Origin of the sequence: Lactobacillus helsingborgensis (assembly GCF_000970855.1) — a bacterium.
In the GTDB taxonomy this organism is placed as follows: domain Bacteria; phylum Bacillota; class Bacilli; order Lactobacillales; family Lactobacillaceae; genus Lactobacillus; species Lactobacillus helsingborgensis.
The window spans coordinates 223,623-237,688 of sequence record NZ_KQ034047.1 but is presented as its reverse complement, the minus strand read 5'-3'; the positions used below and the strand labels follow the sequence as shown (position 1 = coordinate 237,688).

The window sequence follows — 14,066 nt, the reverse complement described above, 5'->3', positions numbered from 1 at the left end:
TGCTAAATAACTACAAAAAAGAGGACTCCGAGAGGAATTCCCTTTTTTAGTGATGTAGTATAATATAGTATAATTAAGCGAAAATTAAGGAGAAAATGAATATGGCTGATAAAAAAACTTTTTATATCACAACACCAATCTACTATCCATCCGGCCGATTAACTATCGGTAATGCGTATACCACAATCGCAGCTGATGTGATGGCACGCTACAAGCGCAGCCAAGGCTACGATACCTTCTTTTTAACTGGTACTGATGAGCACGGATTAAAAATTGAGCAAAAAGCGGAAAAGCAGGGGATTAAACCGCAAGAATTTGTAGATAAAATGGTTGTTACTTATAAAAAGTTGTGGAAAAGCCTTGACATTTCTTATGACAAATTTATTCGTACTACTGATCAAGAACACGTTAAAGGCGTACAAAAAATATTTGAACAACTTTTAAAACAGGGCGACATCTATCTTGGTGAATATACTGGGTGGTATTCAGTAGAAGATGAGGAATACTTTACCGAATCCCAGCTGGCTGAAGTTTATAAAGATGATGATGGTAATGTGATTGGCGGTAAGGCGCCCTCAGGTCACGACGTCCAACTAGTTAAAGAACCATCATACTTTTTCAAAATGAGTAAGTACGCTGACCGGCTTTACCAATACTATCAAGAACACCCTGACTTTATCTTGCCCCACACCCGTGAGAAAGAAATGGTTAATAACTTTATTAAGCCTGGTTTGGAAGACTTGTCTGTTACTAGAACAACAGTTTCTTGGGGTATTCCAGTTCCTAGTGATCCTAAACACGTTGTTTATGTTTGGATAGACGCCTTATCTAACTATATTACAGCGCTTGGTTATGGGTCAGATGATGACTCTTTATTTAAAAAGTATTGGCCTGCTGATATTCATTTAGTCGGTAAGGAAATTGTTCGTTTCCACACTATTTATTGGCCTATTATGTTGATGGCTTTGGGACTACCATTACCTAAGCATGTTATTGGTCACGGCTGGGTATTAATGAAAGACGGTAAAATGTCTAAGTCCAAGGGTAACGCGGTCTACCCTGAATCAATTATCAACCGCTATGGTGTTGACGCCTTGCGCTATTACTTAATGCGTGCCTTACCATTTGGCTCCGATGGTGTCTTTACACCAGAAGATTTTGTAGAACGAGTAAATTATGACTTGGCTAATGACTTGGGTAATTTACTTAATAGAACCGTTTCAATGATTAATCAATATCAAGATGGCTTAGTAAAACCAGTAGCACAAGATCAGGATGATTTTGGTAAAGACTTGATGCAGACTGCCCAAACAGTGATTGCCAATTACAAGAAAGAAATGGATATCCTGCACTTTACCCAGGCGATTGAAGATATCTGGAAGTTTATTAACCGCGCAAATAAATATATTGATGAAACAACACCGTGGATACTAAATAAAGAAGGCAAAACTGCCGAATTAGCGCGGGTAATGTCAAACTTGGCAGAAAGTCTGCGCATTATTGCCCTATTAATTGCTCCGATAATGACAAGAACACCGGTTGAAATGTACCGTCAGTTAGGACTTGATTGGCATAATGACGAACTGAAACAACTTGAGTTTGGCGCTTGTGCATGGAACACAAAAGTGGTTGCTGATCCAAAGCCAATCTTTCCACGAGTAAAACCAGAAGAAGAAATTAAATACATTAAGGATGAAATGGCTAGGGCAAAGCCTAAGAAACAAAGCCGCAGTGAACAAGGTGAGGATAAAGAAATCAGCATTTCTGATTTTGATAAAGTTAAGATCCAAATTGGTAAGATCTTATCTGTTGAACCAGTTCAAGGCTCTAAAAAGTTGCTGCAGTTCCAGCTTGATTTTGGCAACGGCGATGAAAGACAGATTTTAAGTGGTATCAGACAATATTATCCGAATGCCAGTGAGCTGCTGGGCAGGAAGGTTCTGGCTGTCACTAATCTTAAGCCGCGTAAAATGTTAGGTCATCTGAGCCAAGGTATGCTGCTTTCCAGTGAAAAACATGGTGAAGTAAAACTGGCTTTAGTTGGAGACGAACATGAAATTGGGGCCCAACTAAGTTAATGGAATTAATTGATAACCATACTCATTTACAAGATGAACCATTTCGTGGCAAAGAAGAATTTTATTTAGATCGTGCTCAAAAGCTTGGTGTGACCAAGGTAATTTGTGCAGGACAAGATCCTGATTTTAATCTCAGAGCAATTGATTTAAGCCAGCGCTTTGACCAAGTCTATGCTATGGTCGGCTACTGCCCTGATGTGGCTAAAAATTATGATCAAAAAGCAGAAGATCTTTTAATTGAGCAGCTGCAAATGCCTGGTGTAGTGGCTCTGGGCGAAGTTGGCTTAGATTACTATTGGGACGAGTCACCTCGCGCTATCCAAAAAGAAGTTTTTGCCCGACAGGTTGAAGTGGCCCATGAACTAAAAAAGCCGGTAGATATTCATACCAGAGATGCTTTTGGAGACTGTTATGCTATTTTAAAAAATAGCAACTTAGAATACGGTGCCATTTTACACAGTTTCAATGGGGACGTTTCCTGGTTGAATAAATTTTTAGCTCTAAATGTCTACTTTTCATATTCTGGAGTTGTATCGTTTACGAAGGCGGTAGAAGTTCATGAAGCAGCGCGTAAAACTCCTTTAGATCGTTTGCTGGTTGAAACTGATGCGCCATATTTAACACCAAAGCCCTATCGCGGCAAACAAAATGAACCGGGAAATGTCTATTACGTGGCAAAAGCAATAGCAGAATTAAAGGGAATTTCACTAAATGAAGTTGCGCAGGCAACATACGAAAATACGATGAGGGTCTATGGTCTTAACTAAAAAACATTTTAACGCCGTGGTTGTAGTTGAAGGAAAAGATGATACCATTCGTCTTAAGCAATTTTTTCCGGGAATTGAAACAATTGAGACAAACGGGTCGGATGTGCCAGAAACAGTACTAACGCAATTACGGGAATTAGCAACCAAAAGAGAAATAATTGTTTTGACTGATCCTGATTTAAATGGTGAACGGATAAGACGATTGGTGACTGCCGCAGTGCCAACTGCTAAACAAGCGTTTATTTCTCGCAAAGAAGGGGAGCCTCAGAAGAAGGGCAACTCTTTAGGCGTTGAACATGCCTCTAAAGAAGCTCTTGCCAAAGCCTTATCGGATTTGCACGAAAACAAGCAGCCAAGTAGTGATTTGACAAAAGAAAAATATCAAAAACTTGGTTTAACTAGTGGAGCAAATTCTCGTAAATTGCGTGAGCAAGTGGGGATTAAACTGCGAATTGGCTACGGCAATGCTAAGCAGTTTTACCAACGATTACAAACGTTCGGTATTTCGCTTTCTACATTAGAACAAGCAGTTGAGGAGGCTAAAAATGAGCAATGAAATTCCTATTGGCTCTCCAATTAGAACGCAGGCAATTATTAACCGCTATTTCATGCGTGCTAAAAAGAATTTGGGTCAAAATTTTTTAGTAGATATGGCTGCACTGCAAGGCATAGTAAAAGCAGCAGCAATTCAACCTGGTGATCAGGTAATTGAAATAGGACCAGGAATTGGTTCTTTAACTGAGCAACTACTAATTGCAGGGGCCAAAGTTTTTGCCTATGAAGTGGATGAGAATCTAAAAGAGATTTTGCATAACGAATTACCCGCTAAAGTCAACGGGCAGCCTCTTGATCAGCTTTTTAAATTAAAAATGAAAGACATTTTAAAAGCTGACTTTACAGAAGATTTAGCAGGATTTTTTGACCTCGCTAAGCCAATTAAAGTAGTCGCAAATTTACCGTATTACATTACGACGCCCATCATTTTCTTCCTTAATAATTCTTCGTTGCAATTTTCAAACTTAACTTTAATGATGCAAAAAGAAGTAGCAGAGCGCTTGAGCGCACATGCTGGAACAAAGGACTATGGTCCGTTGACAATTGCGGTTCAAGCGGAAATGAGCGTAAAGTCATTTTTGACGGTTAAAAGCAGCTCCTTTATTCCTAGACCTAAGGTTGATTCAAGTGTAGTGGTATTAAAGCCTCTGCCGGAAGAAAGTAAAATAAAAATTGCTAATCCCGCTCATTTTAACTGGGTGGTTAAAATGTGTTTTGCACAAAGACGCAAAACATTAAATAATAATTTAAAAACACTTCTGCCTGACAGTACAAAACGGTTGCGCCTAATTAGCTCCTTAGGAGTTGATGAGCGTGTTCGACCAGAACAGTTGACACTGAAGCAGTTTGTGGAAATTGCCCGCAATGTGCCGGTTAAAAAATGACGAAAATATTCTGGGGTTGTTTTTAAAAAGAATTGAAAAAATAATAATAAAGTGGTAAAATACAACTCAAAGGAGTTGTTTTCATTGCCAACATCTATTATGACCATTAAGAGTAAGCTGGATTCACATTTAGGTGATTCGTTAACTGTAGTTGCAAGAGCAGGACGTAAGAAGGTTACCAAAAGGCGAGGAGTTTTAAAGGAAACTTTTCCCGCAGTTTTTGTGGTTGACCTAGATCAAGATTCAAATAATTTTAAACATGTTTCATACAGTTACACGGATTTGTTAACCAAAAACATTACTTTAAAGTTCGATTAATCAGCTTAAAAGCTGACCGTCTAAAATTTATATCTTTTGGCATTAACATTTGGTAAAATGTTAGTGCCTTTTTTTGCGGTTGAGTGTATAGTAGTAACTGGCAAAAGACAAACAATAGAAAGGAGATTCTATGAAACGTTCAGAGAGATTAGTAGATATGACTAAATATTTAATGGAACGACCACATGACTTAATTCCGCTGCCATTTTTTGCAAAAAGGTATGGTGCAGCAAAATCATCAATTTCAGAGGATCTTGCAATTTTAAAACATACATTAGCAAATAATCAAGACGGCATATTGGAAACTGTAGCAGGAGCAGCAGGAGGTGTGCGTTACATTCCCTTTTGGGGCAAAAAGCACGCTCAGAATTATTTAAATGAGTTGGCAACACGGATTGAAGATCCAGATCGTATTTTGGCTGGAGGGTTTGTCTACCTCTCAGATATTTTGGGTAATCCAGAAGACTTGGATAAGATTGGCAAATTAATTGCAACACGTTATGCTTATTCAAATATTGATATTGTGATGACTATCGAAACTAAAGGAATTGCACTAGCTCAAGCAGTTGCTCGTTACTTAAATGTTCCTTTTATTATTGCGCGCAAGCGTTCAAAGGTGACTGAGGGGGCAACCGTATCTGTAAATTATATTTCTTCTTCGCTTGATCGTGTTTCTAAAATGGAATTACCGACTAGGGTTTTAAAAGAAAATTCCAATGTTCTGCTAGTAGATGACTTTATGATGGCAGGTGGTACCCTGACTGGTATGCAACAATTAGTCAAAGAATTTAATAGCAACATTGCTGGAGTTTGTGTATTATGCGAAGCAGATTTTGATGATGTTAAATTAATTGAAGGGCACCTTTCTTTAGTTAAAATTAAACGAGTAGATGACAAGAAAAAAGTTATTATGGCAGAACCTGGTTCATTAGTTGCACACACGGATTTTGACCGCTTTTAGTTTAAGAAATGATATACTAAATGATAATTATTATTCAAGAATATAAAAGAGGCTGAAGTTAATGAAAAAATTCGTAGTTGTTTTGGCGGCTGGCAAGGGAACACGCATGAAGTCAAAACTATATAAGGTTTTACACCAAGTATGCGGCAAGGCTATGGTCGAATATGTGGTAGATGCAGCTAAGGCAATTAAACCGGATAAAATAGTTACGATTGTTGGTAATGGTGCGGAAGAAGTAAAAAAAGTTCTTGCTGGCAAGTCTGAATTTGCTTTGCAAAAAAAACAATTAGGTACAGGAGATGCTGTCTTAACTGCTGCAGATAAACTGGCAGATCAAGATGGTGCGACATTAGTAATAACTGGTGATACGCCATTATTTACAAGCCAAACTTTTCAAAAATTATTTGACTATCACCAAAGTAAGGGCAATGCAGCTACAGTATTAACTGCTCAGGCTCCTGATCCTTATGGCTATGGCCGTATTATCCGGGATGAACAGGATAATGTCTTAAGAATTGTAGAGCAAAAAGACGGGACATTCGATGAATTAAAAATCAACGAAATTAATACTGGTGTTTTTTGCTTTGACAATAAACAGCTTTTCAAAGCCCTGAAACAGGTCAATAACCATAATGCCCAAGGTGAATATTATTTAACTGATGTTTTGGAAATTTTACGCCGTCAAGGACAAAGAATTGGTGCTTACAAAATGCGTGACTTTACCGAAAGCATTGGTGTCAATGATCGCTCTGCTTTAGCTCAAGCTAATCAGCTGATGCAAAAACGAATTAACGAAAAGCATATGGCAAATGGAGTTACCTTTATTGATCCTGCCACAGCTTATATTGATGCAGATGTTAAAATTGGTTGTGATACTCAAATTGAAGGAAATGTGGTTATTAAAGGCAATTCAGAGATTGGGTCAGGATCTATAATCGCTTCAGGCTCACGCATAATTGATTCGAAAATAGGCAATCATGTCACTGTTACTTCATCTACTATTGAAGAAGCAGAAATGGCTGATTTTTCCGATATTGGTCCAAATTCCCATTTGCGTCCTAAAGCAATTATTCGCAAGGGCGTACATATCGGCAATTTTGTAGAAATTAAAAATGCTGAAATTGGTGAGAATTCTAAAGTTGGTCATTTAACTTATGTTGGGGATGCGACTTTAGGTCGCGACGTTAATGTTGGTTGTGGTACGATTTTTGCTAATTATGATGGCGTTAAAAAAGAACACACTAACGTTGGAGATCATGCGTTTATTGGTTCAGGTGCTACCTTAGTGGCACCGGTTAATATTGCTGATCATGCTTTTGTAGCAGCAGACTCAACAATTACTAAAGACGTAGCTAAATACGAAATGGCAATTGCACGCGGCCGGCAAGTGAATAAGCCTGATTATTGGCATAAATTGCCGCTTGCAAACGATCCTGAATGGAAATAGGTTAGCTATAATTTAAAATAAAAAGAGTTGGAATAAATGTGTTAATCTGAAAAATTAATCACGCTAATGAAATCTGCCAACTTTTTTTAATTTTGTTAAGAAAATAAATAGCCCCAGAGTTTTAATAACTCAAGGGCTATTTTGTTTCAGCTAAATTAACTATTTAAAGTTAGTTTGCTTAATATATTTATTTTTGGCAACAATATAATATTTCTTATTGTTGATTTTGACTGCGCTGCCGTATGTTTTGACAACTTTATGTTTATGCAAAACTTTTTTACTTATCCGAATACCGTGTTGACTGTAAATATAAGCATTATGCTTCAGCTTAAGTTTCTTAGCGTCAATATTTGCAGCGGCAATGAATAAGCCATCGTCTAACATGTAGTAGCCTTTATTATTAATCATTTGGAAATTAACCGTATTAACAGTTGAGCCTGCAAGAATAATCAGTTTATTAGCACGTTTGCCGTTTTGATCATACAGATATGAATTATGCATAATAGTCTTTTCGACCACCGGTTGCTGCTTTTCAGTCACAGGTTCGTTGACCGGGCTTGCTGTAACGGCTGTAACTGCAGTTTTTTGAATTGCAATATTTGTAGCCTTAACAAAACGGTTTTGAGCAATAATGAAGTACTTCTTGCCCCGAATATTTACTGCACTGCCATACGTATTAATATTATTGCCTTTTCTTAACACACTCGCTTTCTTAATTCGTTTGCCATGTTTATTGTAAACATAAGCATTATGTTTTAATTTTCGACTGGTTGAAACTACATTGCCAATAGCAACATAGTAGACTTGGTTCTTATTGCCTCTATCAACCAGAATGTAATAGTGTTTCCCGTTAATTTCTTTAGTGCCATATGAAGTAATGATTGAGCCGGCACCAAGAATAACTTTGTTAGCACGTTTGCCATTTTCATCGTAAAGGTAAGCGTTATGCATTAAAGTTAATTCTTCGCTATGGCTTAAATCAAGTTCTGGTTCTTCTTTTTCTTCCTTGCCAGTATTATCAATAGGTTTATTGTCAACTGGGGCAAGGACAGATTGAGTAGTAGAGCTATGATTATTTTCGTGCTGACTATTATCATGAAGAATATGGTCAATGGTAGCAGAATCTGTAGCATCAAGATAAATTTGGTTAATAGCATCATCACGCAGTTTAGTAATTGTCTGACTGTCATTAACCTCAGGCTGATTAAGCGCATTATTTGCAGTATTCAGATCAGTATTAATTTGGTTAATAATAGCTTTCTTTTCTTGCTCAGTGTATTTGCCAGTGGACTGAATTTCACTTGTAGCTGCATTTTGTGCGTCTGCCAGAGCTCCAGCAGCAATTGCCTTTTCACCAGCTAATTCTGTTGCAGCGAGTTTATCCGCGTTGGCAGGATCATTGAGCGCATCTTTAGCTTTTTCGTAAGCTTGATCAATGCTGGTCGTATTTGCTTTGTCCTTAAATCTGTCTTTGAGAAGTTTAACAGCGGAATCATAGGCAGCTGTTAGTCTTTCTTCTTGTACTTTACTATCGTTATTTAAAATATTCTCAAGTTCTTTACTATCACTTACAATAATACTGCTTATCTTTTCAACTGCATCCTTTCTGGCAGTTTCTATTCCATTAGAATCTTGAGCTTGAGCAATAGTACCCGTTTGATCCGAGTTGGCTTTAGCTGCTTCTTGGTCAATGTAATCTTTAATTGCCTGTTTTTCAGTATCAGTATAATCGTTGCCATCCTGATGTTTTAATTTATCAACTTGGTTTTTAGCGTTAGTGACGGTGTCAATTACGGCACCTTTAGCTATTTCTTTTTCAGCTGCAATCTTAGCTGCTGTGATATCTGCAGGTGAATCACCATTGACGCGTGAATGCTCCTGGTAGGCTTGATCAACGCTGGTGGTATCGGCATTTTTACCAAACTTGTCTTTTAGTTCAGCAACCGCTTTTTGGTGTTTATCAGCCAAATCGTTATTTGCCTCTACTTTAAGTAAACTAATGGATTCATTTTTGGCAGCATTACCGGCACTGTTAATATCATCTTTGGCAGTTTCGGTGATTTTATCAATTTGGTTCTTTTTGCCTGATGTATCACCTTTAGGAGCAGTAACTGCATCAATTTTGTCCTTGGCCTTTTGGCTATCATCTTTAATTTGCTCTTTTAGCCTGTCTTTTGATTCAGTTGATAATTTATTATTACCGTCAATTTCTTTAGTAACCTTATCAGCTTCTTCGTCAATGTCAGCTTTAGCATTTTCCTTATTGATAATAGTCATAGCCTCATCATAAGCAGCACTGACAGTCTGGATATTTTGAGCTTCATCAATAGCTTTTATTTGTTCATCAATACGATCTAGCACTTCTTGAGCCAGTTTATCTTTTAATCTGTCTTTTAATGTCTTGTATGCGTTTTTGATGCCAGTCACACCATCAGCACCTGCAAAAGCGTTTTTTTGTTCATCATTAAACCATTCTGGTTCAGTGCCGGTTTCAGGTTTAGTTAACAGACGATCAATATTTTGACCAATGTTTGCTTCATCTGGGATGTCGCTAATTGCTGTAGCCTTTTCTATATCTTGGAAACTCTGTTGATAAGCATCATCAATTGCAGCTTTAGCTGCCTTCTTCTGCTCGGCAGTTAACTGAGATTGATCAATTATATTATGGGCCTTAGTCTGTTTATCCTTTAGAATATCTTCAGCTTTTGTCTTTTGACCAGCTAGGGCAGCTTGATCCTTAATAGCATTGAACTTGTCAACTGCTTGATCTCGTTTGCCATTTATTTGGTCTTTAGCCTCTGTTTCAGATTGTTGAACAGAATTAATGTCAGTTTTTGCTTTTTCCACAAGTTTTTGAATTTGTTCCTTCTGCTTTTGCTGATCCTCTGGTGACAAACCTGATTTTTCTATTGCATCATTTGCTTCTTTTTGAGCTTGTTCGACTTGAGAGATTGCCTCTTGTTTAGCTTTGACTATTTCGGCTTTTTCTTGCGCAACTTGGAAAATACGGTCGATTTCTTTTTTACCGAAATTAGGAATTTCATCCTGTTGAGCTTTACCTTGTTGGGCATTTTGAGCTTGTGCTAGTGCATTTTTGTAAGTATTCTCAAGTTTAACACCCGCAATCTTATCTATGGTTCTATTGACGGCTTCATCAAGTTGCTTTTGCAGTTCTTCAATTTGCTCTTGCTCTAGATTAGTTGCCACACTGGCAATTTCCCCTTTATTTTTAAGGTATTCCTTAAACTTGTTAATCAGATTATTTTTTTCCGCAGTCAGTTGACTAGGCAACTTGGCCTGATCAATATTTGTTTTGGCATCTTGTTCTAACTGCGACAGCTTATCACTTGTACCGGCATAAATTAAACTAATAAAGTTATTTAAAACTCGTTCAATATTATTATATCCGCTAGCGACATCATTACCGGCTAAGTCTAAACCATCAATATCAGTTTTGGCACTTGCAGAATATTCTTTCAGGCTCTTAACTATTTGATTTTTATTATCAAAGTCATCACCTAATTTGCTAATTGTGGTAATACCTTCATTTGCAGCTGCTTGAATTTGCGTAATAGTGTTTTGCTTATTATTTCTAGCGGCAATAATATTAGCAGCAGCTTTCTTTTGTTCCTGATCTATTTGGGCTTTCATTTGGTCAGCGACAGCGCTGTCTTCAGTTTTATCAGCTTTAGCTTTAGCGCTAGTGGCAGCAGTTTGTAGATCGTTTAGAGCTTGAGCTAGAGCTTCTTCGTTAGCAATATCATTATTGACCTTGTTAAGAGCTGTTTCACCATTACCTTTGGCAGCATTAATTTTATCCAGATGAGTGGCGGCAGAAATTTCGGCTTTAGCTGCACTTAAAGCGTCACTAATAGCCTTACTTAAGTCATCATATTGATTTTGATCAATTTTGTTATGCAAACGGTCATCGTTTAAGCGCTGGCTCAGCTTTTTAGCCTGCTCAACCAGTGAGTTGTAAGCGGCATTTTGTTCCTGCAGTAAAGCTGCGTTTTCTTTAGCATTTTGTACAATGCCAGTAATGGCATTTTCAGCGACTTGTTTGACTTTTTCTACCTCGTCTGGACTTTGCGCCTTGTTAATATTTTGGATAGCTGTCTCTTTATTTGAATTGATTAAGTCAATTTGCTGGGCTTTCTCAGTATCACTTAGAGCTGACTGTTCGATCTTCTGGATATCAGTTGCAGCTGTTTGGGCAATATTTTCTAAATATTTATTGGCATTATTCTTAGCAGCTTGTAATTGGGCAGCGCTTAAAGCTTTGTCAATGTTGATAATACCAGTAGTCTTAGCGGATGCAATATCGTCTGTTGTTTGCTGACCGTTAACCTGACTGACGGCTTTATTTTTGGCAGCAGTTGCCTGACTCGTATACTGAGCTTTTTCTTCAGCACTTAAGCCTGTAATTTGATCAATTTGAGCTAAAATACCCGGAGCACCAGGATTATTAGTTTGACCGTTTAGTTCCGCTGTCAATGCTTTAATTGCTTCGTCTTTAGCATTTTTTATTTTGGCAGCGTCATTAGAATCTGCTGTAGTCTTAATTCCTTTGATGTGATTAATGGCAGAATCTCTAATGTTCAAAACAGTGCTACTATCCTCAGCAGCAGTAATGGCTGAAGTGGCATTCTCTAGAATAGAATCAACACTGTCTTGATCCTTTTTATCTTTTAAGTTGTTTTTGATTTCGTCTGCGACATCTTTAATAGCTTTTCTGGCCTGTGCTTTGGTGATTGCTAAGTTACCACTTGCTTCCGCTTTATTGATTGCATTAATGGTATCAGTAGTGATTTTATTAATACCATCTTTTGTCTTGCCATTTTGTAATTTACTCTTGGCATCCGCAACAGCCTGATTAATATCAGAGATTGCCTGATTATATTGGGAACTAGCTTCTTCTTTTTCTTCAGCGCTTAGAGTGTCATATGAAGATTTTAATCTGCTAATTGCTTCTTGAGCAGCTTGGTTAATAGCCTCTTCGCTGTGATGTTTAGCATTCTCCAAATCAGCTGTCATAGCTGTGGCTGCAACCTGACCAATAGCATCTTTACCATCATTTTTGGCTTTGTCTACGGCATCATTATTTTTTTGCAATTCAATATTTTGCTTAGCTTTAGTTCTTTCATCGTTGATTTTTGCAATGGTTTGAGTTTTATCCGCGTCAGACATCGCAGATTGATTAATGGTAGAAATTGCTTGATCAGCCTGCTTGTCGACTTCTTGCTTAGCATGATCAATATTGGTATCAAGGCTTTGCGCATCCCTAACAACTGTGTTCATATTATCAATGCCTTGCTGTTTTTCAGAATCGACTTGAGCAGCAGGAACATTCTTTACTTTAGCAACTGCATCATTATAGTAATCAGTTAACTGTTTAATTAATCCGTCTTTAGTAGTGCTGTTAACATTTTGTAAGTTGGTAATTTGATTAGAAACATCGGTGCAGGTGTTCAACAATTCTTTAAGGGCAGCGCTTCTACTTGATTGCAATACAACGTTAGCAAGAATTTTATTTAAAGCTTCCCGACCGGCGTTTGTTGCAGTAGCAATTTCATCTTGAGAATGAGCATTTTGAATATCAGTTTTGGCTGAAGTTAAAGCAGAACTAATTTCGTCATAGTAATCACCTTTTTCTTTGCCGGAAAGGTTAGGATCTTTTTCGATACTTGTCCGAATTTTCTCTGCTAGAGCATTTAAGCCAGTGTCTTTATTGGTTAAAGCATCATCTTTTTGCTGCTCTAAGTATTTTGCTTCTTCACTGGCAATACTGCTAGCAACGCTGGCCATAGCAGCAATGCCGTTATCCCTATCTTTAGCCACTTGTTCAGCAGTCAAGTCGTTGTATACTTTGCTGGTTGCCGTTTCATAGAAGCCATTAATTTTGTCTGTTAGTGCGTCTTTTTGCTCGCTATTAATTTTATTATCGGTAAAAGCCTGATTAATAGTATCTAAGTCTTTTTTCTTCTCATCTTGCAACGCTATATTTGCCTGAGATTTTGCGACTATTAATTGACTAGCCGCCAAATCCTCATTGATACTGGTTTTACCAGCTTGTCTAGCGGAATTAACACCATCATTGTCTTTAGCTGCATTAATTGCTGCTTTGGCGTTAGCTAAGTCTTTATTAATAGTTTCTTGATAATGTTGTTTATCTTCTGGACTTAAAACAGTATCGTCAAAGTCGTCAATTGTACTTAAAGCGTTATTAGCTGCTTCTTCAACTTCCTTGATTGCATCTTGACGCTGCTTATTTAAATTATTAGAGCCGGTATTAGCAGCATTTTCTTGATAACCAGTAATATTTTTAATAGCATTGTCTCGATCTGTTTCAATTGCATTTTCATCTTCGTCTTGAGTGATTTTAGCAACACTTGCAGCAGTTGCAGTATTAATTAGTTCTTGGTATTTGGTTTTTTCCTCGTCACTCAGATTTTTATTATTTGTAATCGTAGCAATGGCTTTGTCTTTTGCATCCTGAATTGCTGCAATAGCTTGATTACGTCGACCACTTAAGTTTTGCTCATCAAGTAAATTGTTTAATGCGGCAGTGCCTTCTTTAGTAGCTGTATTAATATCAGCTATAGTTTCGGCATTATCAATGCGGCTATTATAGCCTTGACTTCCGGTAAGCAATTCACTGGCTTTATTGGCAGCATCGTCTTTATTCTTGGCCGTTAAATTAGGATTATTCTGAATTTTGTTAACAATGTCTTGTTTAACTGTTTCCAGTTGCTTTTTAGCAGCAGCCTTATAAGCACTCAAAACGTTCTGCTTACCGTCAATAATATCCTGGTTAATAGCGGTAAGTGAGTCATGGCTAGCAATCGTGTTGGTAGCATTAGTGACCGCATTATCAATATTAGACTCTTGCTCAACTCCTAAATTGTTTTTAGCTTCAGTTGCATCTTGCTCAATTTGCTTTTTAGCAGCAGCCTTATAGGCATTTAAAACATTCTTTTTACCATCAATAATATCCTGGTTAATAGCGGTAAGTGAGTCATGGCTATCAATCGTGTTGGCAGCATTAGTGACCGCGTT

General features: G+C 37.6%; 8 protein-coding genes. 7 read left to right on the top strand and 1 reads right to left on the bottom strand.

The window, feature by feature from the left end; all coding sequences use genetic code 11:
* The first annotated feature begins 101 nt into the window (after nucleotides 1-101).
* The 7 genes from metG to glmU all read left to right on the top strand — a co-directional run bounded on the left by metG (nucleotide 102) and on the right by glmU (nucleotide 7,010).
* On the top strand, nucleotides 102-2,078 hold the full coding sequence (gene metG / locus JF73_RS06995; protein WP_046327569.1) for a methionine--tRNA ligase: 1,977 nt from the start codon (nucleotides 102-104) through the stop codon (nucleotides 2,076-2,078).
* Nucleotides 2,078-2,845 carry a TatD family hydrolase gene (locus JF73_RS06990; protein WP_046327568.1) on the top strand — a complete coding sequence of 256 codons (768 nt, stop codon included), beginning with the start codon at nucleotides 2,078-2,080 and terminating at the stop codon, nucleotides 2,843-2,845. The genes metG and JF73_RS06990 overlap by 1 nt, the downstream gene beginning before the upstream one ends.
* On the top strand, nucleotides 2,832-3,401 hold the full coding sequence (gene rnmV, locus JF73_RS06985; protein WP_046327566.1) for a ribonuclease M5: 570 nt from the start codon (nucleotides 2,832-2,834) through the stop codon (nucleotides 3,399-3,401). Before JF73_RS06990 ends, rnmV begins: the two co-directional genes overlap by 14 nt.
* Nucleotides 3,391-4,284, top strand: a complete 894-nt coding sequence (gene rsmA, locus JF73_RS06980) for a 16S rRNA (adenine(1518)-N(6)/adenine(1519)-N(6))-dimethyltransferase RsmA (RefSeq protein ID WP_046327563.1) — start codon at nucleotides 3,391-3,393, stop codon at nucleotides 4,282-4,284. The genes rnmV and rsmA overlap by 11 nt, the downstream gene beginning before the upstream one ends.
* Before the next feature lie 84 nt (nucleotides 4,285-4,368).
* Nucleotides 4,369-4,602 (top strand): Veg family protein, encoded by a 234-nt coding sequence (locus JF73_RS06975; RefSeq protein WP_038524013.1) that lies wholly within the window; start codon nucleotides 4,369-4,371, stop codon nucleotides 4,600-4,602.
* A gap of 130 nt (nucleotides 4,603-4,732) precedes the next feature.
* Nucleotides 4,733-5,563, top strand: coding sequence for a pur operon repressor (gene purR / locus JF73_RS06970; RefSeq protein WP_038524010.1), 831 nt, complete (start codon nucleotides 4,733-4,735; stop codon nucleotides 5,561-5,563).
* Nucleotides 5,564-5,624: 61 nt separating this feature from the next.
* The gene (gene glmU / locus JF73_RS06965; RefSeq protein ID WP_046327562.1) at nucleotides 5,625-7,010 is read left to right on the top strand and encodes a bifunctional UDP-N-acetylglucosamine diphosphorylase/glucosamine-1-phosphate N-acetyltransferase GlmU; all 1,386 of its coding nucleotides are present in this window, start codon (nucleotides 5,625-5,627) and stop codon (nucleotides 7,008-7,010) included.
* 159 nt (nucleotides 7,011-7,169) lie between these two features.
* On the opposite strand, the gene JF73_RS06960 is transcribed toward glmU, so the two are convergent.
* The coding region (locus tag JF73_RS06960) for an SLAP domain-containing protein (protein WP_046327561.1) at nucleotides 7,170-14,066 on the bottom strand (6,897 nt) is incomplete at its 5' end.